The organism is Streptomyces sp. NPDC008313, assembly GCF_042956125.1.
Lineage (GTDB): Bacteria > Actinomycetota > Actinomycetes > Streptomycetales > Streptomycetaceae > Streptomyces.
Genome location: NZ_JBIBFR010000009.1, coordinates 268,073 through 292,483 on the forward strand (window position 1 = coordinate 268,073; position 24,411 = coordinate 292,483).

A 24,411-nucleotide genomic window follows, 5' to 3' on the forward strand; every position below is an offset into this window, starting at 1 on the left:
CGGCGCCTTTGCCCACCGGGCGGCCCGGCGAGCTCAGCGAGCCCGGCGCGTCCGTCCACCCGGTCCGGCCCACCCGAACCGTGTCCGGCCCACTCACCCGACCTGTCCGATCCACCCGACCGTCCGGTCCATCCAGTCGGCGAAAGAGAGCGAATCAATGCGCCGAACTGTCCTCAGTGCCCTGGCACTCGCATGCATCGCGGTGGCGGCGGCCACCGTGTCCGCGTCTGCCGACGGCGGGACCCCGAGCCCGGCTGCCACGAGCCCAAGGACCACCGCCGCGCCCGCGCCGGGCACCGACACCCAGGACCCCAGCGCCGCACCGACCCGGGCGCCGGGCGGCGACGACCAGGTCTCCGTCGTACCGTCGGGCGCCCCCGACACCGGGGTGACGGCGAAGTCCTCGCCGTCCGGAGCCGAGGGCGGGCTGGTCGGCGGCGGTGCCGCGGTGCTCGTCGCGGGCGGTGCGACGGTCCTCGTCGTACGCCGCCGGCGGGCGACCGGGGCATGACCTCGTTCTCCAGGCGCGCGTTCGCCGCCGCCGCGCTGGGCTCGCTGCTCACGGGCTGCGGCGGGGGAAACGCCCCGAGCGCGGGCGGGGGGACGCGCACGAGCGGTACCGGACGCCCCGGGAGCACACCGCCGTCCTCGTCACCCTCCGCGAAGGCGGCGCGGCCGTTGGGGCGTTCGGTCCCGGTCGGGCTGCGGATTCCGGCCATCGGCGTCGACACCCCGGTCATCAGGCTGGGGCTGGCGCCGGACGGCAGCGTGCGGGTGCCTCCGGTCACGGCGCACGACCGGGCGGGCTGGTACCGGCACTCGCCGACCCCGGGGCAGACCGGTCCGTCGGTGATCCTCGGCCATGTCACGGTCGGCTCGTACGGGGACGGGGTCTTCCGCCGTCTCGCACGGCTGCACCGGGGTGACGAGATCGTGGCGCGCCTGGAGAACGGCACGGCGGCGGTGTTCACCGTCGGTGCCGTGCGGACGGTCCCGAAGGCGGACTTCCCGGTGGAGGACGTCTACGGGGACGTGGACCGTCCGGAGCTGCGGCTGATCACGTGCGGCGGGCCCCGCAGCGGCGACGGATACCTCGACAACGTGATCGTCTTCGCCACGCTGAGCGGCTCCTCGCCCCCCTGACCCACCCCGCCGCCGTCCGTCCGCACCCACCCCTCCGTACCGCCGCCGTCCGGACCCACTCCGCCGCCCCGCCGTCCGGACGGACTCTCCCCGGCGTCTCCGCCCGCACAGGTGCCGCCCGAGTGCCATCACCACCATGGAGAACGTTGAAACGGTCCCGTGACAGGGCAGCGTCCGAGCTGTTCGCCGCCCTCTACCCGCGCCTCGCCGGCTGGTGCCGCCGGCTCGTCGACGACGACGGGACGGCCCACGAGATCGCCTCCGAGGCGTTCACCCGGCTCTGGGCCCGCTGGACGTCCGTGGAGGAGCCCCGCGGCTTCCTCTACGTCACCGCGGCCAACCTCGTCCGGGACCACTGGCGCAAGCTGGAGCGCGAGCGCAGAGCCATGCGGCGCGTCACCTCGGAAGCCGCTCTCCGCCCCCACGCCGAACAGGCCGACCCGTCCGTACGCCTGCTCGTACAGTCGCTGCCGGAGCGACTGCGCGTCCCGATCCTGCTGCACTACTACGCCGACATGCCGGTCCGGGAGGTGTCCGTGCTGACCGGACGCAAGGAGGGAACCGTCAAGGCCGACCTCCACGCGGCCCGGGAACTGCTCCGCGCCCACCTGAGGAGAAGCCTTGACCACACGCTTTGACGACGGGCACGGACCGGAGTTCGACCCCGACGACCCCCTCGCGGTGATCCTGCGCCCCCTCTCCGACCACCTCGGCCCGCCGCCCGGCCGTTACCAGGCGATCCGCCGCGCCGCGGCCCGGCGCCGGCTGCTGCGCGCGGCGGCCGGGGTCGGCGCGTCGTGCGCCGTGGTCCTCCTCGTCGCGCTGCCGTTCCAGCTGGCACGGCCCGACGCCCCCGCGTCCCCGGTGGCGCCGCTGGCGCCCCCGCCCGCGACCAGCCCTCCGCCGACGACCGCGCCCGCGCCCGTACCCACGCCTTCGTCGGCCCGAGACTCCACGCCTCCTCGTCCCACCGCGGGGACGCGTACCGGGGGCGCCGACGTTCCGTCCCCTGCGACTGCCTCCACCCGGGCGCCCTCGACGGCACCGACGTCGGCGGCCCGCACCGCCCCCCCCGGCGGCCCGGGACGAGGACCGCGCCACCCCCGAAAGCGGCACCCGGCGGTAGGCCCGGCCCCGGACGGCGGAAGGCCCGGGTCGGTGACCCGGGCCTTGCGCTACGTCGGTACCGTCAGCGGCGCGGCGCTGTCAGCGCCGCCCGCCTGCCGCAATCAGGCGATGTCGAACCGGTCGAGGTTCATCACCTTGTCCCACGCCGCGACGAAGTCGTGCACGAACTTCTCCTTGGCGTCGTCGCCCGCGTAGACCTCCGCGACCGCGCGCAGCTCGGAGTTGGACCCGAAGACCAGGTCGGCGCGGGTGCCCGTCCACCTGACCTCGCCGGTGGCCGCGTCACGGCCCTCGAAGGTGGTCGCGTCCTCGGACGTCGAGCTCCACGCCGTACCCAGGTCGAGCAGGTTGACGAAGAAGTCGTTGGTCAGCACCCCGGGGGTCGAGGTGAGGACGCCGTGCTTCGAGTGCTGGGAGTTGGCGCCCAGGACACGCAGACCGCCGACGAGGACGGTCATCTCGGGCGCGCTCAGGGTCAGCAGGTTGGCGCGGTCGAGCAGCAGGTACTCGGCCGGCAGCCGGTTGCCCTTGCCGTAGTAGTTGCGGAAGCCGTCGGCGGTCGGCTCCAGCGCGGCGAAGGACTCCGCGTCCGTGTGCTCGTCCGTCGCGTCGACGCGACCGGGCGTGAAGGGCACCTCGATGTCGTGACCGGCGTCCTTGGCGGCCTTCTCGACGGCCGCGGTGCCGCCGAGCACGATCAGGTCGGCGATCGAGACCTTCTTGGCGCCGGAGTTGAACTCCCGCTGGACGCCTTCCAGCGTGCGCAGCACCGTCGCCAGCTCGTCGGGGTCGTTCGCCTCCCAGCCGCGCTGCGGCTCCAGGCGGATACGGGCGCCGTTCGCGCCGCCGCGCTTGTCGCTGCCGCGGTAGGTCGAGGCCGACGCCCACGCGGTGGAGACCAGCTGTGTGACGCTCAGACCCGAGTCGAGGATCTTCGCCTTGAGGGCGGTGATGTCCTCGGCGCCGATGACCTCGTGGTCCGCGGCGGGCAGCGGGTCCTGCCAGAGCAGCGTCTCCTCGGGCACCTCCGGGCCGAGGAAGAGCGCCTTGGGGCCCATGTCGCGGTGGGTCAGCTTGTACCAGGCGCGGGCGAAGGCGTCGGCGAACTGGTCGGGGTTCTCGTGGAAGCGGCGGGAGATCTGCTCGTAGACCGGGTCGAAGCGCAGCGCCAGGTCGGCGGTGAGCATGGCCGGGGCGATCTTCTTCGAGGAGTCGTGGGCGTGCGGGACGGTGCCCTCGCCCGCGCCGTCCTTCGGCTTCCACTGCTTGGCGCCCGCGGGGCTCTCGGTCAGCTCCCACTCGTAGCCGAAGAGGTTGTCGAAGAAGCCGTTGTCCCAGCGGGTGGGGTTGTCGGTCCAGGTCACCTCCAGGCCGGAGGTGATGGTGTCGCCGCCCTTGCCGCTGCCGTACGTGCTGCGCCAGCCCAGGCCCTGCTCCTCCATCGGGGCGGCCTCGGGGTCGGCGCCGACGGCGTCCGCCGGACCGGCACCGTGGGTCTTGCCGAAGGTGTGGCCACCGGCGATGAGGGCGACCGTCTCCTCGTCGTTCATCGCCATGCGGCGGAACGTCTCCCGGATGTCGCGGGCCGAGGCGAGCGGGTCCGGGTTGCCGTTCGGGCCCTCCGGGTTGACGTAGATGAGGCCCATCTGGACCGCGCCGAGGGGGTTCTCCAGCTCGCGGTCACCGGTGTAGCGCTCGTCGCCGAGCCAGGTGGTCTCGGGGCCCCAGTAGACGTCCTCCTCCGGCTCCCAGACGTCCACGCGGCCGCCGCCGAAGCCGAAGGTCTCGAAGCCCATCGACTCCAGGGCCACGTTGCCCGCGAGGACCAGGAGGTCGGCCCACGAGATGCTCTGGCCGTACTTCTTCTTCACCGGCCACAGCAGACGGCGGGCCTTGTCGAGGTTGGCGTTGTCCGGCCAGCTGTTGAGCGGGGCGAACCGCTGCTGCCCGGCTCCGGCGCCGCCGCGGCCGTCGCTGATGCGGTAGGTGCCGGCGCTGTGCCAGGCCATCCGGACGATGAGGGGGCCGTAGTTGCCGAAGTCGGCGGGCCACCAGTCCTGCGAGGTGGTCAGGACCTCCTCGATGTCACGTTTCACCGCGGGGAGGTCCAGGCTCTTGAACGCCTCGGCGTAGTCGAAGTCCTCACCGAGCGGGTTGGACGCCGCCGGGTTCTTGGCGAGGATCTTCACATTGAGCCGGTCCGCCCACCACTGGCGGTTTCCGCCGCCCTGGGTCGGGTGCGGGGCGCGCGCCCCGTGTGCGACCGGGCAACCGCCCGTCTCACCCTCGGTCTTTGCGTCTGTGACGATTGCATCATGGTTCTCAGACATGGGAATCCTTCCGGACCGGACGAAGCGCGGTACTCGGGAACTGCGGTCACTGACTGTGCTGTTGACAACCCCGCGGATGACGCTGCTGCTGGTGACACTGGCGAGAAGCTGTCGGGAAAATTGTCGGGAAAGTATCGGGAAGGCTGTGGGGAAAACTGCCGGGAAAGCTGTCGGGAGGTCAGGGTGGAGACACCGGCTGACCGCCGGCCGGGGGGCGCGGGGCCGGGACACGGACGCGGCCGTCCGCCACCGGACGACCCGCGGGTGACGGCGGCGGCCGTCATCCGGAGACCGGCAGCGGGCGTCTCCCTCGCGGTGGTCCGGTCACGTCTTCGTCTCCTGCCGCAACGGGGCGTCTCCTGTCCCTTGGCTTGTGCCGGAACCGATCCTACGATCGACAGAGTCCAAGTCAAGAAGTGAGCCAAGACCGGGGCGGGTCGTAAGTGGGCTCCCCGTCTCTGGGCTTCGTACGTCCGTTTCACATGTCCTGTCGAAGCTGAAGGGGCGAGCCGATATGAGTGACCTGCTGGGGCGGCTGCGGGGGCGCGGATGGCGGATGACCGCGCAGCGGCGGGTCGTCGCGGAAGTGCTCGACGGCGAGCATGTGCACCTCACGGCGGACGAGGTGCACGCCCGCGCCGCGCACCTGCTGCCCGAGATCTCCCGCGCGACCGTCTACAACACCCTGGGCGAGCTCGTCGTTCTCGGGGAGGTCCTGGAGGTCTCCACCGAGGGCCGCGCCAAGCGCTACGACCCCAACGCGCACCGTCCGCACCAGCACCTGGTCTGCTCCGGCTGCGGCACGATCCGCGACGTCCACCCCGTCGGCGACCCCCTGGCCGACCTCCCCGCCGACCAGCGCTTCGGCTTCACGCTCGCAGAGGCCGAGATCACCTACCGCGGCCTCTGCCCGTCCTGCCGCTAGGGCGGTCCCGGGACAGGTGCGGGGCGAGGGGCGGCGGGGGCGCGGGTCCGGGGCGGCCGGGGTGCGCCGGCCGGGTCACTCGTGGTGCGCGACCGTGATCAGACGGCCGGGGACCGGGGCCTCCAGGTGGTCCACCGCGGCGACCGCCAGGTCCTCGGCGCTGATCCACGACCGGCCGTCGGCGCCGGTGAGCAGGGTGTCGGTGCCGCGCCGGTAGCGGCCGGTCCGTACGCCGGGCCGGAGCAGGGCGGGCGGGCTCAGGTAGGTCCAGTCGGTGTCCGCGTGGGCCTCGCAGGCCCGCAGCTGGGCCACTGAGGCGGCGGCGACGGCTCTGAACTCGTCCGGCACGTAGACGGGGTCGTCCGCCACCAGCAGCTCAGGGTTCCGGGGACTGCGCAGCGCCCCGGCACCGCCGACCACGAGGACACGTGACCCGAGCCGGGCGGCGGCGTCCAGAACCGTACGGGTGGCGCCGACCAGGAAGCCCCGGTCGGCCGGTTCGGTCCGTACGGCCAGGACGACGGCGTCCGCCGCACCGCGTGAGGCGGAGCCGGCGAGCGCCTCCCGTACGGCCCGCGCGTCGTTCACGTCGACCGCGACCGGGGTCACGCCCGGACCCTCCGGCCCCGGCTTCCGTGAGAGGGCGAGCACGCGGTGTCCGCGCGCACCTGCCTCGCCGGCCACCAGCCGCCCCACCATCCCGGTGGCACCGAACACGGCGACGGTCATACCGGCCCGCGCCTCCCGGCCCGCCTTCGCCGAACTCGCCTGCTTGGGGCCCTCGTTCACTGAATCCGCCGTCACTGTCCCCGCCGTTACTGAATGTGCCGTCACTGTCCCCGCCGTCACCGAATCCGCCTTCATCAGAGCCGTTCCCCTTCGAGCCGTCCGACCCGCGCTGGTTCCTCCCGCGCTGGTCCCTCCCGCGTCGGTTCGTCCCGCGTCGGTTCGTCCCGCGCTCGCGCCTTCCGTCGCGGGCGACGCCGGAGTGCCGGGGCGCTGAGCTGGGCGGCGAGGAGCGCGGCGAGGGCGAGGACGAAGCCGAGGGTCTGCGGCAGGCTCAGCGACTCGCCCAGGGCGATGCCGATGCCGGTAGCGACCAGCGGGGACAGCACCACCAGCGGGGCGGACGCGCCGACGGGCAGTTTCCCGATCCCGTGGAACCACAGCGTGTACGCGATGAGACCGCCCATGCTGCCGAGCCACAGGTATCCGCCGACCGCGCCCGCGTCGATGTGCGGCGGCGCCCCCTCGGTCGCGAGGGTGAGCGGGAGCAACAGCAGTCCGCCCGCGGCCAGTTGCCAGCCCGCCAGGGTCAGCGGACCGACCCCGGCAGGGCGGCCCCAGCGCTTGGTCAGAACGATCCCGCAGGCCATCAGAGTCGTGTGGCCGAGGCCGGCGAGAACGCCGACGGTGTCCAGCCGGGCCTGCGGACCGAGCACGACGAGCCCGACGCCGATCACGCCGAGTACGGCCCAGGCCAGCCGCCAGGCCGTCGGCCGGTCGTGGAGCACGGCGACGGCCAGGGCCGCGACCAGCATCGGCTGGGCGGCACCGAGGGTGGCGGCGACTCCGCCGGGAAGCCGTTCGGCCGCCAGGAACAGCAGCGGAAGCCCGCCGATGTTGAGCACACCGAGGACGGCGGCCTTCCACCACCAGTCCCCGCGTGGGAGCACCCGGGTGATCGCCAGCGCGAGCAGCCCCGCGGGCAGGGCGCGCACCAGCCCGGCGAACATCGGGTACCCGGGCGGCAGCAGCTCCGTCGTCACGATGTACGTGGTGCCCCAGGACGCGGGGGCGAGGGCGGTCAGCGCGACGGTGGCCGCCCGCTGTCCGTACGAGATCCGTGGCGCGTCCGCTGATGTCCCGGTCGAGGAATGCATGACACGAAGTCTTCGGCCGGCGGCCATCATGCGTCCAACACATACATGTCATGGCACCCATGCACACGATCGATCGTACGCCGCGACGGTGGAACGATGGCGGCCGTGGACCTCCAGCAGATGCGTTACGCCGTCGCCCTCGCCGACACCCGCAACTTCACGCGTGCCGCGGAGTGTTGCTTCGTGGTGCAGTCGTCCCTCAGCCACCGGATCGCCGGACTCGAGAGGGAGCTGGGGGTCCAGCTCTTCGCCCGCTCCAGCCGCCGGGTCGAACTGACCAGCGCCGGGGCGGCGTTCGTGGCCGGTGCGCGCGAGTGCCTGGCCGCCGCGGACCGCGCGGTCAGCGACGCCGCCGCCGCGACCGGGGTGGTACGCGGCAGGCTCGCCGTCGGCGTGATCGTGACCACGGCCGCCGTCGACGTGCCCGAGCTGCTGGGGCGGTACCGCGCCCGGTACCCGGACGTCCGCGTCGCCCTCCGCTCCGGGCGCAGCGACGAACTGGCGGCGGCGATCCGGGCCGGTGACCTGGACATCGCCTTCCTCGGCCTGCCCGAGGGCGAACCGCCGTCCGGCGTGGAGACCGTCGTCCTCGATCACGACGAGCACGTACTGCTGGTGTCCGCCGGGCACCGGCTGGCGGACGTCTCCCGGGTGACCCTGGAGGACATCGCCGGGGAGACGTTCGTGGACTTCGTGGCGGGCACGCCCGGCCGGGCCCAGTCGGACCAAGCGTTCGCGGCCGTGGGTCTGGCCCGCGACGTCGCGTACGAGGCCGGTCTCGTCGAGCTGATCGTCCGGCTGGTCGCCGGCGGCCTCGGCGTCGCGCTGCTGCCGTCGGCGTTCATCCGGCCGCTGGCCGCGGACAGGTCCGACCTGGCCCTGGTCCAGGTGGCCGACGGGCCGCGTCGTGTCGAGTATCTGGCGTGGAGCCGCTTCAACCCCAGCCCGGCCACCCGGGCGATGCTCGACGTACTGGGGGCGCTCCCCCGGACGTGACAGGGCCCGGCCCCGAGCCTGAGGTCGGCCCCGTAGCCGGTCAGGCGCGGGTGGTTCCGGTAGTCCGTTCGAAGCGGCCCCGGAGCGTGGCGGCGAACTCCTCGGCGCGCGCCAGCTGCACGCGCAGGTCCTCGATCTTCTGGGCGGCCGCCTGCTCGTACCCCCGTACCCGGTCCAGCAGGGCCTCGCGGTCGCCGGTGTCGAGCGGGGCGCCGGAGTCGAGACGGTCGGTGGCGTCGAGGAGGTCGCGCATCTGGTCGAGGGTGAAGCCGAGAGGCTTCATGCGGCGGATGAGCATCAGGCGGGCGACGTCGGTCGCGGTGTAGAGGCGGAAGCCGCCCCGCGAGCGGGCGGAGGGGATGACCAGGTCCGTCTCCTCGTAGTGACGGATGGTGCGCAGTGACAGCCCGGTCCGCGCGGCGACCTCGCCGATCTGCATGTGCTCGCTGCTCACCTGGTGCACCTCTCGCGGCTCCGCGGCCGGCCGATACCCGTGCGGCTGCCTTCAATCCCTACCCTAACGTTAGGGTAGGGTGCGGGAAGGGAAGGGCGGAGGGTTCTCCGTCCTTCTTCCGGTGGGGGCCCGCGTCCGCACCGGCCAGGTGCCCGGGCCGACGACGCTCCCGGCGACGAACCCCGAGCCCGTAGGAGCGCGTGCGTGTCCAGGATGCCTGCCGCCGCCTGTCCGCCGTGACCCATCACCCCTGACCTTCGCGCCGCGAGCCCGCCGCCGCGCCTCCGCTCCGGGACGCGCCCCAGCCGCGCGGGCCCGCACGCCCGGACCGCGCCCAGGTCCTCGGCGCGTTCGACCTCCGCGTCCCGCACCGCTCGCGGCGGGCGCGAGAAGTCTCCCCCGTGAGGCCGCCCTCCCGATCTTCTTCTCCGCCCTCTTCTCCGCACGCCCGGCCGGGGTGTGCCCGAACACGACAGGTACCTCTCCTTGTCCTCCCCCGCACCGTCCGCGGCCGCGCGGCTGCTCGCAGGCCGCCGTCCGTCCTGGCTGTCCCCGAAGATCTTCCGCACCGAGGCACTGGCCGGACTGGTCGTCGGCCTGGCGCTGATCCCCGAGGCGATCTCCTTCTCGGTGATCGCCGGAGTCGATCCCAAGGTGGGTCTGTTCGCCGCCTGCACCATGGCGATGACGATCGCCTTCGTGGGTGGCCGGCCCGCGATGATCTCCGCGTCGACCGGAGCGGTCGCCCTCGTCGTGGCCCCCGTCGCCCGCCAGCACGGACTGGGCTACCTGATCGCCACCGTCATCCTGGCCGGTGTCTTCCAGATCGCCCTCGGCCTGCTCGGCGTGGCCCGGCTGATGCGGTTCGTGCCGCGCCCGGTGATGGTCGGATTCGTCAACGCGCTCGGCATCCTGCTGTTCACCGCGCAGATCCCGAACCTCCACGACGTGCCCTGGGCCGTGTATCCGCTGGTCGTCGCCGGACTGGCGCTGATGGTGTTCTTCCCCAGGATCACCAGGTCGGTACCCGCGCCGCTGGTGGCGATCGTGATCCTCACGGTGATCACCGTGGCGGCCGGGATCGCCGTGCCCACGGTGGGAGACAAGGGCAAGCTGCCCTCGTCCCTGCCCGTCCCGGGCCTGCCCGACGTGCCGTTCACGCCGCACACGCTGACGGTCATCGCGCCCTACGCGCTGGCGATGGCCCTGGTGGGGCTGATGGAGTCGCTGATGACGGCCAAGCTCGTCGACGAGATCACCGACACGCGCTCGCACAAGACCCGCGAGTGCGTCGGTCAGGGCATCGCGAACATCGTCACCGGCTTCTTCGGCGGCATGGGCGGGTGCGGGATGATCGGCCAGACGATGATCAACGTCAAGAGCGGCGCCCGGACCCGGCTCTCCACCTTCCTCGCCGGGTTCTTCCTGCTGATCCTCTGCATCGTGCTCGGGCCGGTGGTCTCCACGATCCCGATGGCCGCGCTGGTCGCCGTCATGGTGCTCGTCTCCGTCGGCACGTTCGACTGGCATTCCGTCAAGCCCGCCACGCTCAGGCGGATGCCGGTCGGCGAGACCGTCGTCATGGTGATCACCGTGGCCGTGGTCGTCGCCACCGGCAACCTGTCCATCGGCGTCGTCGTCGGCTCCGTCACCGCGATGGTCGTCTTCGCCCGCCGCGTCGCCCACCTGGCCGACGTCACCGCCGTCACCGACCCCGACGGCGGCGAGGTCGTGTACTCCGTGACCGGGGCGCTGTTCTTCGCCTCCTCCAACGACCTGGTCACCCGCTTCGACTACGGCGGCGACCCCGACAAGGTGGTCATCGACCTGTCGGCCGCCCACATCTGGGACGCCTCGTCCGTCGCGGCCCTGGACGCGATCGAGACCAAGTACGCCCAGCGCGGCAAGACGGTCGAGATCACCGGCCTCAACACCCCCAGCGCGACCCTCCACACCACCCTCAGCGGCGAACTCACCCCCAACCACTGACCCTCCGGGCCGCCCCCACCGCCCCCACCGCCCCCACCGGCGAACTCACCCCCAACCACTGACCCTCCGGGCCGCCCCCACCGCCCCCACCGCCCCCACCGGCGGCGCCGGACCGCGGGCGGCGCCGGACCACCGCCGCAGCCCCCCCAGCGTGCCGCGAGAGCTAGGATCCGGGCATGGCCCTGACCATGCGTGACGTCGACCGGTTCCAGGAGTCCCGGCCCCGTCTGGAAGCCATCGCCTACCGCCTCCTCGGTTCCGCGAGCGAGGCCGAGGACGCGGTGCAGGAGACGTTCCTGCGCTGGCAGGCCGCCGACATCGGCAGCATCCAGGTCCCCGAGGCGTGGCTGACGAAGGTCCTCACCCGGCTGTGCCTCAACCAGCTCACCTCGGCCCGCGCGCGCCGTGAGACCTACGTGGGCCAGTGGCTCCCCGAGCCGCTGCTCGCCGGGGACCCGATGCTCGGCCCCGCCGACACCGCCGAACAGCGCGAGTCGGTCTCGTACGCGGTGCTCACGCTGCTGGAGCGCCTCTCCCCGGGCGAGCGGGCGGTGTACGTACTGCGGGCCGCCTTCGACTACCCGCACCGGGAGATCGCCGAGATCCTGGAGATCACCGAGGCCGCGAGCCAGCAGATCTTCCACCGGGCCAAGGCCCACATCGCGGAGGGCAGGGCCCGCACCGAGATCGACCGGGCCGCGGCCCGCCGGATCGTCGACGAGTTCCTCGCGGCCGCCACCAGCGGCCGGACCGAGCCGCTGGTGCGGCTGCTCACCCAGGACGCCGTCGCCGTCGGTGACGGCGGCGGGAAGATCCCGGCCCGCACCAAGGCGTTCGAGGGCGCTCTCGCGGTCGCGAAGTTCCTGCGCGGGCTGTTCAAGCCGAGCAAGGCCAAGCGCCTGCTGGCCGGCGGTTCACCCGAGGTCCACGCCACGACGGCCAACGGCGACCCCGCCGTCGTGGCGGTCCTCGACGGCCGGGTCATCGGCGTCATGTGCCTGGAGGTCACCGCCGAGGGCATCGCCGGGTTCCGCAGCCAGGTCAATCCCGACAAGCTCGGGCGCGCGACCCGGCGCTGGGCGGCCGCCCAGCACGGCGAAGCCCTGTTCCACGCCTTCTGACCGTGATGTGAGGTGCTTCACAGCACGGCGCTGTCAGGAAAGGGCGGGCCGTCCGGTCAAAGGGACGAGACCCGCTGAAGACAGCAGAGGCAGCAGAGACAACAGAGACAGCTGACGACAGCGAAGGCAGCTCAAGGCAGCTGAACGCAGCTGAACGCAGCTGAACGCAGTTGAAGACAGGAGCATGGAGATGCAGCACCGCATCGTCGTCCTCGGAGCCGGATACACCGGAGCCGTCGCGGCCGGACGCCTCGCCAGGCGGCTGCGCCCCGAAGATGTCACCATCACCCTCGTCAACGCCGAACCCGACTTCGTCGAGCGTGTCCGGATGCACCAGCTCGCGACCGGTCAGGACCTCAGGCCCCGGCCGTTCGGCGAGATGTTCGCGGGCACCGGTGTCGTACTGCGGCTCGCCCAGGTCACCGGCGTCGACGTCGATCGCAAGACCGTCGCCCTCCTCGACGCGGACGGCGCCGCGGAGCTGGAGTACGACACCCTCGTGTACGCCCTCGGCAGCCGCTGGAACGACCACGGCGTCCCCGGCACCGCCGAGCACGCCGACGAGATCGCCTCCCGCGCCGGAGCGCTCCGGCTGCGCGAACGGCTGTCCGGCCTGGAGGCCGGAGCGCCGGTGGTCGTCGTCGGCGGCGGCCTCACCGGTGTCGAGGCCGCGACCGAGATCGCCGAGGCGCGCCCCGACCTCGACGTCGCCCTCGCCACCCGCGGCGGCCTCGGCGACTGGCTGTCGCCCAGGGGCCGCCGGCACCTCCGGAAGGTCTTCGGCGGCCTCGGCATCACCGCGCACGAGCACACGGCCGTCACCGCGGTCGAGGCCGGGCACGTCGTGACCGCCGACGGCACCCGCGTCCCGGCGGCGGTCACCGTCTGGACCACCGGCTTCGCCGTCCACCCCATCGCGAAGGCCACCGCTCTGGAGGTCGACGGCCAGGGCCGGATCGCCGTCGACGGGACCATGCGCTCGGTCTCGCACCCGGACGTGTACGCCGTCGGCGACGCCGCCCTGGCGGAGGGGCCCGGCGACAAGCCGCTGCGGATGTCGTGCGCCTCGGGCATCCCCACGGCGTGGCAGGCCGCCGACGCCATCGCGGCACGCCTGACCGGCGGCAAGGCACCGAACGTCCCCCTGCGGTACTTCAACCAGTGCATCTCGCTGGGCCGCAGGGAAGGCCTGATCCAGTACGTCACCGCCGACGACCGAGCCGTCCGGGCGGCCCTGACGGGACGGCTCGCCGCCCTCTACAAGGAACTGGTCTGCAAGGGCGCGGCCTGGGGCGTCGCCAACCCGACGATCGTCCCGGCCCGGCGCCGCCGGATGGTACGCCAGGCGGGCTCGGCGGTCGAGGCGGTCGAGACGGCGGCCTGACGCGCGCCGGCACGCTCCGCTGTGCGCCGGCCTTGCCCCGACCGTCACTCCGTTAGCATGTTCGAACTCGCGACGCCCGCGCACGCCTTCCTCACTCGTCCGGCAGGCGCCCGAACCCAGCGAACATCTAACAAACGGCCAGAGCATTGATACCTAGAGCAACGCGGGATCCGTCGCGCACACGGCGCGGAACAGCGCTCCCCGAGTGGCGCCGGCCACGGGTGATCCTGTGGGCCGCGGCGGGTGTGGCGGCGCTCGGATTCCTCGTCGCGCTGGAGATCGCCGCGCGTCACTACGGAGTGCAGGGCCCGATCGCCGGCCAGGTGCGGGAGCTGATACTCCCGCCCAAGTCGGGCTTCGTCCTGTACGGCGCCATGGCGCTGATGCTGGTGGTGCTCGACCGGCGGCAGCGGTTCGTCGCGGTCGGTGCCGCGCTCGGCATCGACGCCGTCTTCCAGCTGGTGCGATGGGCGATAGGCGCCCAGCTGACCGAGGGCCACCCCTTCGGCAACGGCGCCCTGTGGGTGATCCTGGGCTGCGCCGTCGTCGCCGTCACCCGCCGCACCGGCCAGGAACGCGTCCTGATGCTCAAGGGCGTCGGGCTGGCCCTGCTGCTGGTGGCCGGCCGCAAGACCGGCGACACCTGGCTGCTGATCACGTCGAAGACCCGCCCGACGGTGCTCGACCAGTACGTGGCGACCGCCGACCACGCGCTGGGCAACCCGTCCTGGCTGGTGGGCCGGGTGCTCACGGCCACCGGAACGGTCGGCGCCCACGCCCTCAACTACGTCTACGCCCAGCTCGCGCTGGCGGCGGTCGTCGTCTCGTTCTACCAGCTGCGGAACGTGGCCGCCGAGGGCCGCTTCCCGGGCCACCACCTGGTGCGTACGTTCCTGGTGATAGGCCTCCTCGGCCCGGCGATCTACATGATCTTCCCGGTGGTCGGGCCGGTCTACGCCTTCGGCACCGGCAACGACTACTGGGCCTCCGCCCACCTCTGGGCGGAGACCCCGTCCACCGCGCAGTGGGCCGCCGCCCACCTGTGGCCGGACACGCCGCTGCCCGTCCACGCCCCGCGGCACATGACGTTCGACGGGATCACCCCGCGCAACTGCATGCCCAGCCTGCACACGGCGTGGGCCACCGCGATCTTCATCCACTCCCGCAAGGGCCCCCGCGTGCTGCGCCACGCGGGCACGTTCTGGCTGATCGCCACGCTCTGCGCCACGCTCGGATTCGGCTACCACTACGGTGCCGACCTCGTCGCCGGTGTCGTCTTCACCGTCACGATCGAGGCGGCCCTGCGCGCCCTCGACCGGGGCTGGGACCGGTCGGCGGTCCAGCTGGTCGCCCACGGCACCGCGGTCTTCGCCGCCCTGCTGCTCTCCTACCGCTACCTGCCGGTGCAGATGGCCAGGCACCCCTGGGTGTTCGGCCCTCTCCTCGTCCTGGCCATGGGCTCGGTGATCTACGGCTACGTCCGGACCACCGCTGCCCCGCAGCCGAAGCCCGCCCCGGCCCTGCAACCGGAACCCCAGCCCGAAGCGGCGTGAGCCCCCGCACGGAAGTCGGGCCCCCCGCCGCCGCCGTGGCCGCCGTGGCGGGAGCCGGTACCGGCGTCGGTGCCACGGCGGCGGCCTGAGCGGCTACTTGATACCGACGCCCTTCTCCCCGATGTGGAAGATCCGGTGGCTGTCGCGGGTCATGTCGACGACCAGCTTGGTGGAGGTGTCACCCCAGGTGAGGGTCACGACGGCCTCCGTGTGGTCGCCGATCGTGCCCTTGTCGGTGACCTTCCAGGCGAGCGGGACGTTCTGGGCGCGCAGGACACCGTCGGCGTGCTCCTGCTCCTCCCAGGCCGCCAGCTCCTCCTGGAAGGCGGGGGTGAGGTAGTGGCCGCGCAGGGCGTCGCGCAGGTCACCGCTGTCCTCTTCGTACACCGCGTCGATGTAGGTGCCGTAGAAGTCGGCGATGCGGGTGACGTTGTCGGTCGGCTTGCCGCTGACACTGCGCAGCGTGCCGGCGGAGGCCTGGGCGGTCGCGCCGAGGCCGAGGGCGACGGCGAGGACGCCGGCGGCCAGGACGGTGCGGGTCTTGCTGATCATGTGTGTTCTCCGTATTCCGAGTGGTGCTGGATCGCGCCGTACGGCGCTGTCGGTGGTACGGGCGCCCTCCCCACCCCCGTGGCGGAGGGCGGCGCCGGTCCTGCGTCGTGCGGTCAGTGGCGCTTGGTCACGGCAGGCGCACATGGGCACAGGTGTCCCCTGTGAACGGGTGCGGGGTGTCGTGGGGCGCCGGCTGCCGGCTGGTCGGTCCGTCCCTGGCGGTGCGCCTCGGCCGGTGCGACACCAAGAGCATCGGCCGTCACGGCGACCCGGCGCAACGGCCAACGCCCGTCCGGCGAGGGTGGAACCATCCCAGCCCGTTTGACGTGCAGGTACATGGGCCGCCTGGGATACGGGGACGGGCGGGGAGGACGGGGGAACGGTGGCGATCGGGGACGACGTCGAGCAGTTCGCGGCACTGCTGCGCCGGCTGAAGGACCGCACGGACCGGAGCTACGGCTCCCTGGCCCGTCGCCTCCACATGAACACCTCCACGCTGCACCGCTACTGCGTGGGCGAGGCGGTCCCGCAGGAGTACGCCTCGGTGGAGCGCCTGGCCGCCTTCTGCGGGGCGACACCGGAGGAACGCCTCGAACTGCACCGCCTGTGGCTGCTCGCGGTGACGGCACGACAGCAGCCGAGAACAGGCGAGGGAGCACTGCGGCCGACGGAAGCCGACCGGACACCGGACCCGGACGCGCCCGCTTCGGACGCCCTCGCTCCGGACGCGCCTGATCCGGACGCCTCCGCCCCGGACGCGCCTGATCCGGACGCCTCCGCCCCGGACAGGGCGCCCCATCCGGGCACGGCGCCCCACCCGGCCGTACGTCCCTGGTACCGCCGTCGCCGCACCACCGTCGGTGCCGCCGCGGCGACGGTGCTGCTGGTGACGCTGGGCAGTCTGTCAGCGCTGTCGGGGCTGCCGGGGCTGTCGGCCGATCGCTCCCACGACGACTCCGCCAGAACCTCGGGCCGGACCGGTACCACGGCGGACGGTACGTCACGCCACCCCTCCGCTTCTGCCACCGGCACCTCCTCCGGCCGCCCGTCGGCCTCGCCCTCCACGGGAGCACGCGCTTCGGCAGGCCCTGAGGCGAAGGGTGGACCGGTGACGGGGACGAAGGGCGGCGCTCACGTGCCGGCCGGTGTGCCGCTCGCCTGGACCGCCGACTCGCAGGTGTGGAGGGACGGTTGCGGCCACGACTACGTCATCGGGAGCGAGCCGGCCCAGGTGCCCCCGCCGCCGGTGCAGCAGGACGCCGCGGCGTGGGCGGCGACGCAGGGGGCGGTGCACGGGCGGCAGACGACGGTGCGGATCTCGGTGCAGGGGAAGTCGTCCACGGCCGTGGTCCTGGAGGCCCTGCGGGTCCGTGTCGTCAGCCGCGGCACCCCGGTCACCGGCACCGTGTACGCCATGGACCAGGGCTGCGGCAGCGACATGACGCCACGTCAGTTCTCCGTGAACCTGGACGTCAACCGCCCGACCGCCCAGGCACGCCCCGGCAGCGACCGCGGCAAGGCCCTCCCCGCGGTCCGGTTCCCCTACCGGGTCTCCGCCGAGGATCCGGAAGTCCTCCTGGTCACGGCGACGACCGACGCGTACGACTGCGACTGGTACCTGGAGCTCGACTGGTCCTCGCAGGGCCGCGCCGGCACCGTCCGCGTCGACGACCACGGCCGCCCGTTCCGCACCAGCGGCATCAAGGGCCTGCCCCACTACTGGTACGGCACGAACAGCCAAGGCGCGCGCCAGTGGGTGCCCCTGACCTGACCGGCGTCGCCTACTCGCGGGCAGGCACCCGCGGGCGAGCAGGCCGGGCGAAATTCCCGGCAGGGGCCCGCACCGCGCCCATAGGCTCCCGAGCGATGAAGAGACGTGTGCAGTTCACCGAGCAGGTGGCGCGGTTCCGTGGCTACATGCCGCCCGAGGACCGGGAGAAGTTCCTGCGCCTCGTCGCCAGGATCGCAGCCGATCCCGAGGGCCCGGACAGTCACCTCGCCTACAGGACCGACACGGTGACGCGCGTGGCCTGGGAAGACCGGGTAGTGATCCACTACGTCGTGACGAGCTTCTACGTGGTCGTCATCGAGACCGACATCTACGACGCGTCGCGTGGGTTCAACGAGGTGTAGCCGCCGGTAGCCGCCCACGGGACAGCGCGGGGCTCAGCGCACGGGGAAACCGAAGGAGTGGCCCTGCTCCTTGAGCCGGGGGAGGATCCGGCGCAGAGCCTCGACGGTCTGGGAGCGGTCGCCGCCCGCGTCGTGGAAGAGGAGCGTCGGCCCGTTGGGCAGCTCCCGCTCGACGGTGGCGACGATGGCGTCCGTGCCCGGCCGCTCGAAGTCCTTGGTGTCGACGTTCCAGCCCAGCGGACGCATGCCCCGGGAGGCGGCGAGGGTGCGGCTGTACGGGGTGAAGGCCCCGCCGGGCGCCCGGTAGTACATCGGCCGTACGCCACCGGACGCCTCGGTGATCATGCGTTCGGCGTCGAGGATCTGCCGCGACTGGTAGGCCTGCGGCTTCTTGTCCATGCCGGTGTCGTGGGACACCGTGTGGTCGCACAGCCGGTGCCCGTCCGCGACCACCTTCTTCACCAGGTCCGGGTGTGCCTGTGCCTGCGTCCCCACCATGCAGAACGTGGCCTTCACCCCGTACTCCCGCAGCACGTCGAGCACGCGGGGGGTCCACACGGGGTCGGGACCGTCGTCGATGGTGATGTTGACGCCGCGGGTCCCCTCGTCGGAGGCGTGGACGATGCTCACCGCGACCGGCTTGACGTCCTTGCCCCGCGTGGCCGACGCGGTCGCCCCGGACGACGAGCCGCGCACGGCACCGGCCTGCGCCGTCCACACCGAGGCGCCGGCGGCGAGCAACGTCACCCCCAGAGCCGCGCCGAGCACCTTGCCGAACCAGCCCCGCCCAGCGCCGTGCCGTGCCATGTCCGCCCGCTTTCCCGCAGTTCCTCGCCGATTGCCTGGTCACCGTGCGACCACCTGGCAGGACGAGGGACGACGGCCACGGGCTGCGTCCGTTACCGATTGAGGACAATCCCGGGGTGTTTCCCGGACAACCGGGCGCAGTAGGCGGTCACGTCGCGCCCACACGAGCGCTCCGGCAGCCTCTCGTCCGTCCGCCTCCGGGAAAGGCCGGAGGCCCGAGGCTTCCGCGGAACAACCGAACGCCCGGCTTCCCGAGCTCACTTGCCGGGTTCCGGCCCGTACCACTGGAGCGCCTGGCCTGTGACGGCGGCGATGCATTCGAAGTCCCGGTCGCGGTGCAGGAGGGTCAGTCCCTGCAACTCGGCCGTGGCCGCCACCACGAGGTCGACAGCTCCGGCACTGCGGTGCTGTCCGCGCTGGGTAAGGATGTCCTGGACCTGCCAGGCGCGGTTGTAGGCGCGGTCGTCGACCGGCACCCAGCCGAAGAGCAGACGCAGATCCTCGATGCCTTGGGCGCGGTCGGCGGCGGAACGCGCGCTGTAGAAGAACTCCAGCTCGGTGATGGGACACGTAGCGATGAGCCCGGCCGCCGCCGCCCGGTCCCATCCGTGCTGCTCGGCGTCGCCGCGCAGCAGCCGGGCGAGTGCGCTGGTGTCGATCAGGAACTGAGCGGCGTTCACCGACGGTAGTTCCCCTTGTCCTCAAGGAGATCGAGATCGAAGGCGTCCTCGGCCGCCGCCGCCCGCAGGCGGGTGAGGGCCAGGGCCCGCCGCCGGTTCTCCAGCACCTCGCGCAGCGCGGTGTTCACCGTCTCCTTCTTGGTGCTGGTGCCGAGGGCCTTGGCCACGTCGGCGACCAGCTGATCATCGAGGTCTATAACGGTGCGAGTCATTGATGCACCTCCGAAGATATATTGACTGGCACCAAGTATATACAGGAACGTTCACCCCTGCTGGAGGACGAAAGCGCAGTTCTGGTCCGAGATCTCCCCGCACCGCCTCACTGTGTGGGGCCGATCAGGCGGCCGGCACGGTGCCGGGCTGGTCATGCACATGTGCTACCGCGCTGATCTGATCTGTGCCCGCCTGGGTGAGGAAGACCCACGTCCCGTAGACGCCCCACATGAGGCCGAGCAGCGAACTCGCGGCGTAGAAGCCCATTCCGTTGGTGGAGCCGACGGTGGCGAACAGTCCGGCGGCGGCGATACCTGCCGCGAACACGACGAGCGTGACGACGAGGATGGGCCGCGCATGCTGGGACGTGCCACGGCGGGCCGCGTGGTCGAGCACCGAGAGCAGACTTGCGCTTGCTGCCGCGGCGACCAACAGTTCGACCCCGAGCGCCCAGGTCGGCTGCGGCAGGGTGACCAGCGATGCGGTGACTGTGGTTGTCAGGAACAGGGAGACGGTTTGCGCGGCGCGGTTGCGGTATTCCTGGGAGGTGGCGACGACGTCGAAGCGGAAGGCGACGACGATGAAGGTGAGGCCGGTGAGGCCGGCGGCGCTTCCCCCGACGGTTGCGGCGAACGTGGTCCACATGGCGGTTGCTCCTGTGCGATCTGTGCCGGGGTGGAAGGTCTCGGTGCGATGAAGTGCGGTGGGCGGCGGCTGTCGCGCCGCCGCCTACCTCGCGGAACTACCTCGTTTCGACCTTGGCCATCGGGTCTTCACCGTTCTCCAGGGCGTTCACCGCGTTCTTCCAGGACGGGTCGGCCGGGTAGAGCCGGCTGCGCAAGTAGGCCCACACGAGAGCCCGCAGAGTCGCCACGCGCTCGGGATTCTCGTCGTCCGTCTCTGCCGCGTCGTATCCGGAGATGCCACCGAAGATGTGACCAGCGCCGTACATGGTCACCATGGTCTTGTTGCCGCCGGGGCTGGCCGAGTTGGCGTCAGCACGGTAGCTGAGCCGATTGGAGAAGTTGGGGTTGAGGTCCTGATCGCCCACGATGATCAGGCCGGGGCCTGTCATCTGCTCGAAGTCGGTGTAATACAGCACCGGGTAGTTCGTCTTGGCCCACTCGGCGAAGTGCTCGTCGTTGCCGATGCCCGGAGCCCCGATGAGCACTCCCGCCTTGACACGAGAGTCGGAGAGGTCCTTCGGCCGGTCGTCGTCCGGGTCCAGCATCTGGGCTCCGAGGAGGAGAGAGACGGTGTTGCCGCCCAGGGAGTGCCCTACGGCGCCGACACGGTCCCTGTTGATGCGCCGTTCGGCAAGACCAGGGACGGCGGCCTCGATGTCGTCGAGGCGGTCGAGGATGGTGTGCATGTCGGTGGCGCGGTCACGCCAGAACAGGGGTGCGTCCTTGAGGTCGGTGTCGCGCAGACCGAGGGCCGTCGAGTCCAGGTGGGTCGGCTGGATGACCGCGAACCCGTGGGCGGCGAAGAAGTTCGCCAGCGGCCCGTAGCCGTTGTAGGAGGACAGGAAGTTCGCCGGCCCGTGCCCGTGGGACAGGAGGATGAGCGGCAGGTCGGTGCCGTTCGCGGGGATCGACACCTTGACCTGCAGCGGCACGGGCCGACCGGGGACGTCGAGGGTGACCGGGTGGTAGGTGAGGACAGGTTGCGACGCGTTGACCGGGATGTTGGCGGCGTCGCTGTACGGCTTGCTCATCGGAGCCCTTTCAAGGTCGGTGTCGACATAGCGCTTGTCGTGACTGGCGGTAGGCATGGAATCGGCGGCCGTGGCCGCGAGCCTGAGGGGTCAGGGACGGCCGCCCGGCACCGGGTCGGTGTGGACGGTGATCTCCGCAGTGGTGCACAGATGTCGGCAGGTGTTCGTCCCGCGTTCTGACGGCGGGGGGATGGCGACTGACTCAACCGTCGACTGTCGTGCCCACCTGGCCCGACGGACGCGCTTGTCTTGCCGGGAACTGTAAGATCAATCGAACAAGCCGAACTAGGGCGAAAATGACATGGCTGAGTCCGCGGTCGAAGGGCGTCGCAGAAGAGCACGGTTCGGAGTCGAGAGCCTGGTTCTGCGCGTTGCCGATGGTGACTTCCCGACCGTTGTGAACAGCGGGTACACGGTCAAGATCACGCATGGCGGCTCTGCACCCCCTTTTCAGTACCTCGGGCGAACCCAGGGTCCCCCTGTTCCTGGCGCGGTGACGGTGATCGAGCCCCATGAGGTCGTGAGCTGCCTCGATCAGGACAAAGCCGCCGTTGACGGCCAGGCCGTTGTGCAACTGATGTTCATCGACGCCGATCTCATGCCAGTCGGCACAGGCCGGCCGCGCTTTCATGAGGTGACCTATTCAGACCGCAGCCTCTTCGACGGCATTGCCGCGCTGCACAGGGATTTGGCGGACGGCGAGGACGAGTTGCATCTCGAGTCGTCGCTGATCCGCTTGCTGAACGTCCTGCTCACCAGGCATGCGGATGCTCCCGGCGCAGCGAGTCCGACACTTCGTCCTCGAGCGCTTCGTCACGTACGGGAGATGCTCCACAGCCAACTGGACATCAACATCAAGCTCGACGACCTCGCGGCAGTCGCCGGTTGCAGCAAACGCCATTTGATCAGGAGTTTCCGGCAGGCTTACGGGGTTCCACCGCACCATTACCGGACCCTGTTGCGCCTGGCCGGCGCCAAGTCCATGCTGGCATCGGGACGATCCGTGGCAGAGACCGCCGCCGAGCTTGGTTACTGCGACCAGAGCCAGCTCAACCGGCACTTTCGGCGGGAGTTCGGCATGAGCGCAGGTGGCTATGCCAGGACTGTGCGGTAGACCCGCCTGGGCGGCTTGCGACGGGGCCGGACGGTCGCGATCCGGAACGAGGTACCTGTGGCTGCTCGTGGCAGCGCTGTTCTCGCTCGGGGTGGCTCTTGTCGCCGGGATCCTGAAGACCGGCACCGGAGCCGCATTCGCTGAGGCAGTCCTTTACGGCGGCACTGCTTTCGCCACGGCGATGGGCCTCCGCGTGCTTGTCCTGGCTGCAGTTCGTTCCAGACAACAAAAAAGGCCCGGGGCTTCTGACCTGGGCCTTCTTCGTGGAGCGGGTGACGAGAATCGAACTCGCGCTCTCAGCTTGGGAAGCGACGGCGCTTGCGTAGAGGTAGGGCCTCTGACCTGGGCAAATTCGTTGTCAGGCGGCAGGTGTGAGGGACTGGTTGCACCGTTGTTGACCGTGGTTGTCCGCTCTGAAGGGCACGCTATGGGCACGAAGCAGGGATGGGGGAGAGCAGGGCTTCCGGTTGGCCCCAGCGACCGGGAGTGGCTCCGCCTCGAACGGCAGTCGAGTGAGGCCGTCGCGACTGCACACATGGCGTCTTTCGGATGCAGTGGCCCGTATCAAGCATCCTGCTGTGGGTTGAGGACTTCTTGGGCCTTGCCGACGAACGATAGAAGGTCGTTGGCGACGTCGCCGGCCGTGTAGGAGAACTCCCTTTCCGGAGATGACGCATGCTGGGCATCAAGGGCGTAGCGGAGTATTCCGTACACCTGATCATCGGTCACGGTGCCGCTCTCGATCAGGGGGGAGGCAACAAACATGTAGCCCTCGATGGCGGCGCGAAGGCGCGCGATGAGTTCAGGTGGCGGCTTAACGGTCTCGTAGAACGGGACAGGGGCACCTCCGCCGGAGGGCTCGACGAGTCTGGCGCCCCCAAACATCCCGGTCTCCTGCGTCGGTGAAAAGGGGACGACTCTGCCTCCCATGTTGGTGCGAGTGGGAACCTGCGGGAACGGAGTCTCTAGGTCGCGCACGGTTTCCTGCGTCCAGTTCTTTGCTGTTTCCCGCCAGAGCGGAGGCATCTGGTCCCTCAGGAAGCGGCGAATTCGGTCCAGAGCTGTCAGGAGTTCCTGCTCGTGCCCTGCCTGGATGACCTTGGACCAGGCAGCACGCGTGTCGCCGGATCTCTCGTAGTCGGAGAGCCCCGCCAGTGCCTCGTTGTAAACCTCCCAGGCCGCCTCGTTGACTTCCTCCGGCCCTTCCAGCAGCACGAGGGCAGCCGCCTTGTCGACACGATCAAGGGCCGCGCGGGCCTCTCTGGTGTCGACCGTGGCCTCGTAGAAGTCCCGGTCGAATTCGGCTATCGCGAGTTGGAGCTTGTGAGCTTCGTTGATAAAGGCCGCGTAGACCTGACGACGGGCGCTGCCAGTGCTTTGTGCTGCTGTGGCCCTGATTTGTTCGCGAGCGGAGTCGAGAGCGGCGCGGTAGGCGGATTCTGCCTGCGCATAGGCGGCTTCGGCTGCTCGGTGTGCGGGCCGGGCTTGGATGCGGGCAGCGAGGACGCCGGTGATGGTGCCGAGGGCGACGCCGCCAAGCGCGCCGACTGCGGATATCCATGCTGCGGTTACTTCGGGCTCCACGACGGCTGATCATGCCGTATGGGGGCGGGGTACCGCAGGGGAGGGGGCGGCGGCCGAGGGTGCCCTACTGTTGTGCCGCATGAGCACTGATGTGGCGATATCAGAGGCCAACACCGACGCCCAAAGGGCCGAGGTGCAGGAGCTGTTCAGCAGGACCTTCCGGGGCATCGCGCCCAACGCCATCCCGGCCGTGAAAGACGATCACCTGTACGCGCCGCTGGTGCTGCACTACCACGACATTGAGACCGGCCAACTTGCGGGCGCTGCACTGACCTGCCGGTCACAGGTGGCTGTCGGCATGACGATGATGCGACGTCCGGAGTACGCGCCTGTCATGGACCGGCACAGCGAACTTGACCTCACGGCCGTGGCCCCGGCCTTCCGGGGACGGGGTGTCGGGAGCGCGCTGGTCCGTGCAATGGAGGACCGGCTGAGGGAGCGGGGCGTACGAATCTGGTTCGGCAACGCCACCCGCGATCTTGAAACCGCGCGGCTCCGCGAGTTCTACACCCGGCATGGTTTCACCGTTCTCCCGGACAGCCAGCCGCTGCCCGAACTGCTGGGCCGGTCGTGGGTGCTCCCGACCGCCGAACAGCCCGCATTCCACTTCTATTGATCAGAAACTCATTGGGTTCTCGTCCAGGACGTAGCGGACGTGCGGGCCGCCGAAGTAGCCGCGGACGATGTGCGGCTGGCGTTGGCGTC

General features: G+C 71.1%; 25 protein-coding genes. 13 read left to right on the forward strand and 12 right to left on the reverse strand.

What is annotated here, in order from left to right; genetic code table 11:
- Nucleotides 1-157: 157 nt before the first annotated feature.
- The 3 genes from ACFY93_RS14860 (at nucleotide 158) to ACFY93_RS14870 (ending at nucleotide 1,781) form a co-directional block, all read left to right on the forward strand.
- The gene (locus tag ACFY93_RS14860; protein ID WP_391357969.1) at nucleotides 158-511 is read left to right on the forward strand and encodes a sortase-dependent protein; all 354 of its coding nucleotides are present in this window, start codon (nucleotides 158-160) and stop codon (nucleotides 509-511) included.
- On the forward strand, nucleotides 508-1,143 hold the full coding sequence (locus ACFY93_RS14865) for a class F sortase (protein ID WP_391357972.1): 636 nt from the start codon (nucleotides 508-510) through the stop codon (nucleotides 1,141-1,143). The genes ACFY93_RS14860 and ACFY93_RS14865 overlap by 4 nt, the downstream gene beginning before the upstream one ends.
- 146 nt (nucleotides 1,144-1,289) lie before the next feature.
- Nucleotides 1,290-1,781, forward strand: a complete 492-nt coding sequence (locus ACFY93_RS14870; protein ID WP_391357973.1) for a sigma-70 family RNA polymerase sigma factor — start codon at nucleotides 1,290-1,292, stop codon at nucleotides 1,779-1,781.
- 90 nt (nucleotides 1,782-1,871) lie between these two features.
- On the opposite strand, the gene ACFY93_RS14875 is transcribed toward ACFY93_RS14870, so the two are convergent.
- Both ACFY93_RS14875 and katG read right to left on the reverse strand, forming a co-directional pair.
- Complete coding sequence (locus ACFY93_RS14875; protein WP_391357976.1) at nucleotides 1,872-2,099, reverse strand: hypothetical protein; 228 nt, start codon at nucleotides 2,097-2,099, stop codon at nucleotides 1,872-1,874.
- Nucleotides 2,100-2,372: 273 nt separating this feature from the next.
- A complete protein-coding gene (gene katG, locus ACFY93_RS14880; protein ID WP_391357979.1) occupies nucleotides 2,373-4,601 on the reverse strand; it encodes a catalase/peroxidase HPI in 2,229 nt (742 codons plus the stop codon).
- Between the two features lie 514 nt (nucleotides 4,602-5,115).
- Here katG and ACFY93_RS14885 point away from each other — a divergent pair.
- On the forward strand, nucleotides 5,116-5,526 hold the full coding sequence (locus tag ACFY93_RS14885) for a transcriptional repressor (RefSeq protein ID WP_391357981.1): 411 nt from the start codon (nucleotides 5,116-5,118) through the stop codon (nucleotides 5,524-5,526).
- A 75-nt stretch (nucleotides 5,527-5,601) separates the two neighbouring features.
- Here the strand turns inward: ACFY93_RS14885 and ACFY93_RS14890 are convergent, their stop codons facing one another.
- Together ACFY93_RS14890 and ACFY93_RS14895 are read right to left on the reverse strand one after the other, a co-directional pair.
- Nucleotides 5,602-6,255, reverse strand: coding sequence for an NAD(P)H-binding protein (locus ACFY93_RS14890; RefSeq protein WP_391358039.1), 654 nt, complete (start codon nucleotides 6,253-6,255; stop codon nucleotides 5,602-5,604).
- A 134-nt stretch (nucleotides 6,256-6,389) separates the two neighbouring features.
- Nucleotides 6,390-7,409 carry an EamA family transporter gene (locus ACFY93_RS14895; RefSeq protein WP_391357984.1) on the reverse strand — a complete coding sequence of 340 codons (1,020 nt, stop codon included), beginning with the start codon at nucleotides 7,407-7,409 and terminating at the stop codon, nucleotides 6,390-6,392.
- 105 nt (nucleotides 7,410-7,514) lie between these two features.
- Here ACFY93_RS14895 and ACFY93_RS14900 point away from each other — a divergent pair, with 105 nt between their 5' ends.
- On the forward strand, nucleotides 7,515-8,405 hold the full coding sequence (locus ACFY93_RS14900; protein ID WP_391358042.1) for a LysR substrate-binding domain-containing protein: 891 nt from the start codon (nucleotides 7,515-7,517) through the stop codon (nucleotides 8,403-8,405).
- 40 nt (nucleotides 8,406-8,445) lie between these two features.
- Here the strand turns inward: ACFY93_RS14900 and ACFY93_RS14905 are convergent, their stop codons facing one another.
- A complete protein-coding gene (locus ACFY93_RS14905; RefSeq protein ID WP_391357987.1) occupies nucleotides 8,446-8,859 on the reverse strand; it encodes a MerR family transcriptional regulator in 414 nt (137 codons plus the stop codon).
- Between the two features lie 486 nt (nucleotides 8,860-9,345).
- Here ACFY93_RS14905 and ACFY93_RS14910 point away from each other — a divergent pair, with 486 nt between their 5' ends.
- The 4 genes from ACFY93_RS14910 to ACFY93_RS14925 all read left to right on the forward strand — a co-directional run bounded on the left by ACFY93_RS14910 (nucleotide 9,346) and on the right by ACFY93_RS14925 (nucleotide 14,906).
- Entirely contained in the window at nucleotides 9,346-10,848 is a 1,503-nt protein-coding gene (locus ACFY93_RS14910; protein ID WP_391357990.1) for a SulP family inorganic anion transporter, read from the forward strand.
- Nucleotides 10,849-11,024: 176 nt separating this feature from the next.
- The gene (gene sigJ / locus ACFY93_RS14915; RefSeq protein WP_391357993.1) at nucleotides 11,025-11,969 is read left to right on the forward strand and encodes an RNA polymerase sigma factor SigJ; all 945 of its coding nucleotides are present in this window, start codon (nucleotides 11,025-11,027) and stop codon (nucleotides 11,967-11,969) included.
- Between the two features lie 190 nt (nucleotides 11,970-12,159).
- Nucleotides 12,160-13,353, forward strand: a complete 1,194-nt coding sequence (locus ACFY93_RS14920; RefSeq protein ID WP_391357996.1) for an FAD-dependent oxidoreductase — start codon at nucleotides 12,160-12,162, stop codon at nucleotides 13,351-13,353.
- Nucleotides 13,354-13,577: 224 nt separating this feature from the next.
- Nucleotides 13,578-14,906 (forward strand): DUF5933 domain-containing protein, encoded by a 1,329-nt coding sequence (locus tag ACFY93_RS14925; RefSeq protein WP_391358045.1) that lies wholly within the window; start codon nucleotides 13,578-13,580, stop codon nucleotides 14,904-14,906.
- Between the two features lie 93 nt (nucleotides 14,907-14,999).
- Here the strand turns inward: ACFY93_RS14925 and ACFY93_RS14930 are convergent, their stop codons facing one another.
- Complete coding sequence (locus ACFY93_RS14930; RefSeq protein WP_391357999.1) at nucleotides 15,000-15,458, reverse strand: hypothetical protein; 459 nt, start codon at nucleotides 15,456-15,458, stop codon at nucleotides 15,000-15,002.
- A 382-nt stretch (nucleotides 15,459-15,840) separates the two neighbouring features.
- Between ACFY93_RS14930 and ACFY93_RS14935 the strand changes: the two genes are divergently transcribed.
- Nucleotides 15,841-17,229 (forward strand): helix-turn-helix domain-containing protein, encoded by a 1,389-nt coding sequence (locus tag ACFY93_RS14935; RefSeq protein ID WP_391358000.1) that lies wholly within the window; start codon nucleotides 15,841-15,843, stop codon nucleotides 17,227-17,229.
- 95 nt (nucleotides 17,230-17,324) lie between these two features.
- Nucleotides 17,325-17,591 (forward strand): hypothetical protein, encoded by a 267-nt coding sequence (locus ACFY93_RS14940; protein WP_391358003.1) that lies wholly within the window; start codon nucleotides 17,325-17,327, stop codon nucleotides 17,589-17,591.
- Nucleotides 17,592-17,624: 33 nt separating this feature from the next.
- On the opposite strand, the gene ACFY93_RS14945 is transcribed toward ACFY93_RS14940, so the two are convergent.
- The 5 genes from ACFY93_RS14945 to ACFY93_RS14965 all read right to left on the reverse strand — a co-directional run bounded on the left by ACFY93_RS14945 (nucleotide 17,625) and on the right by ACFY93_RS14965 (nucleotide 21,008).
- Nucleotides 17,625-18,398 carry a polysaccharide deacetylase family protein gene (locus tag ACFY93_RS14945; protein ID WP_391358006.1) on the reverse strand — a complete coding sequence of 258 codons (774 nt, stop codon included), beginning with the start codon at nucleotides 18,396-18,398 and terminating at the stop codon, nucleotides 17,625-17,627.
- A gap of 257 nt (nucleotides 18,399-18,655) precedes the next feature.
- Complete coding sequence (locus ACFY93_RS14950) at nucleotides 18,656-19,078, reverse strand: PIN domain-containing protein (RefSeq protein WP_391358008.1); 423 nt, start codon at nucleotides 19,076-19,078, stop codon at nucleotides 18,656-18,658.
- Nucleotides 19,075-19,290: a type II toxin-antitoxin system VapB family antitoxin gene (locus ACFY93_RS14955; protein WP_391358010.1), complete on the reverse strand. Its 216-nt coding sequence runs from the start codon at nucleotides 19,288-19,290 to the stop codon at nucleotides 19,075-19,077. Before ACFY93_RS14955 ends, ACFY93_RS14950 begins: the two co-directional genes overlap by 4 nt.
- 124 nt (nucleotides 19,291-19,414) lie before the next feature.
- The gene (locus ACFY93_RS14960) at nucleotides 19,415-19,936 is read right to left on the reverse strand and encodes a hypothetical protein (RefSeq protein ID WP_391358012.1); all 522 of its coding nucleotides are present in this window, start codon (nucleotides 19,934-19,936) and stop codon (nucleotides 19,415-19,417) included.
- Nucleotides 19,937-20,033: 97 nt separating this feature from the next.
- The gene (locus ACFY93_RS14965; RefSeq protein ID WP_391358048.1) at nucleotides 20,034-21,008 is read right to left on the reverse strand and encodes an alpha/beta fold hydrolase; all 975 of its coding nucleotides are present in this window, start codon (nucleotides 21,006-21,008) and stop codon (nucleotides 20,034-20,036) included.
- 301 nt (nucleotides 21,009-21,309) lie between these two features.
- On the opposite strand from ACFY93_RS14965, the gene ACFY93_RS14970 reads away from it, so the two are divergent.
- A complete protein-coding gene (locus tag ACFY93_RS14970) occupies nucleotides 21,310-22,122 on the forward strand; it encodes a helix-turn-helix domain-containing protein (RefSeq protein ID WP_391358015.1) in 813 nt (270 codons plus the stop codon).
- Between the two features lie 564 nt (nucleotides 22,123-22,686).
- Here ACFY93_RS14970 and ACFY93_RS14975 read toward each other — a convergent pair.
- Complete coding sequence (locus ACFY93_RS14975; RefSeq protein ID WP_391358018.1) at nucleotides 22,687-23,706, reverse strand: hypothetical protein; 1,020 nt, start codon at nucleotides 23,704-23,706, stop codon at nucleotides 22,687-22,689.
- 79 nt (nucleotides 23,707-23,785) lie between these two features.
- Between ACFY93_RS14975 and ACFY93_RS14980 the strand changes: the two genes are divergently transcribed.
- Nucleotides 23,786-24,322: a GNAT family N-acetyltransferase gene (locus ACFY93_RS14980; protein WP_391358021.1), complete on the forward strand. Its 537-nt coding sequence runs from the start codon at nucleotides 23,786-23,788 to the stop codon at nucleotides 24,320-24,322.
- Nucleotides 24,323-24,411: the final 89 nt, after the last annotated feature.

What these genes read in the sequence shown, in the direction of transcription:
- ACFY93_RS14980 (WP_391358021.1), top strand. Translation starts at nt 23,786, where the DNA reads ATGAGCACTGATGTGGCGATATCAGAGGCCAACACCGACGCCCAAAGG.
- ACFY93_RS14955 (WP_391358010.1), bottom strand. Translation starts at nt 19,290, where the DNA reads ATGACTCGCACCGTTATAGACCTCGATGATCAGCTGGTCGCCGACGTG.
- ACFY93_RS14930 (WP_391357999.1), bottom strand. Translation starts at nt 15,458, where the DNA reads ATGATCAGCAAGACCCGCACCGTCCTGGCCGCCGGCGTCCTCGCCGTC.
- ACFY93_RS14920 (WP_391357996.1), top strand. Translation starts at nt 12,160, where the DNA reads ATGCAGCACCGCATCGTCGTCCTCGGAGCCGGATACACCGGAGCCGTC.
- ACFY93_RS14860 (WP_391357969.1), top strand. Translation starts at nt 158, where the DNA reads ATGCGCCGAACTGTCCTCAGTGCCCTGGCACTCGCATGCATCGCGGTG.
- ACFY93_RS14970 (WP_391358015.1), top strand. Translation starts at nt 21,310, where the DNA reads ATGGCTGAGTCCGCGGTCGAAGGGCGTCGCAGAAGAGCACGGTTCGGA.
- ACFY93_RS14940 (WP_391358003.1), top strand. Translation starts at nt 17,325, where the DNA reads ATGAAGAGACGTGTGCAGTTCACCGAGCAGGTGGCGCGGTTCCGTGGC.
- ACFY93_RS14865 (WP_391357972.1), top strand. Translation starts at nt 508, where the DNA reads ATGACCTCGTTCTCCAGGCGCGCGTTCGCCGCCGCCGCGCTGGGCTCG.
- ACFY93_RS14960 (WP_391358012.1), bottom strand. Translation starts at nt 19,936, where the DNA reads ATGTGGACCACGTTCGCCGCAACCGTCGGGGGAAGCGCCGCCGGCCTC.
- ACFY93_RS14895 (WP_391357984.1), bottom strand. Translation starts at nt 7,409, where the DNA reads ATGCATTCCTCGACCGGGACATCAGCGGACGCGCCACGGATCTCGTAC.
- ACFY93_RS14890 (WP_391358039.1), bottom strand. Translation starts at nt 6,255, where the DNA reads ATGACCGTCGCCGTGTTCGGTGCCACCGGGATGGTGGGGCGGCTGGTG.
- ACFY93_RS14965 (WP_391358048.1), bottom strand. Translation starts at nt 21,008, where the DNA reads ATGAGCAAGCCGTACAGCGACGCCGCCAACATCCCGGTCAACGCGTCG.
- ACFY93_RS14885 (WP_391357981.1), top strand. Translation starts at nt 5,116, where the DNA reads ATGAGTGACCTGCTGGGGCGGCTGCGGGGGCGCGGATGGCGGATGACC.
- ACFY93_RS14945 (WP_391358006.1), bottom strand. Translation starts at nt 18,398, where the DNA reads ATGGCACGGCACGGCGCTGGGCGGGGCTGGTTCGGCAAGGTGCTCGGC.
- katG (WP_391357979.1), bottom strand. Translation starts at nt 4,601, where the DNA reads ATGTCTGAGAACCATGATGCAATCGTCACAGACGCAAAGACCGAGGGT.
- sigJ (WP_391357993.1), top strand. Translation starts at nt 11,025, where the DNA reads ATGGCCCTGACCATGCGTGACGTCGACCGGTTCCAGGAGTCCCGGCCC.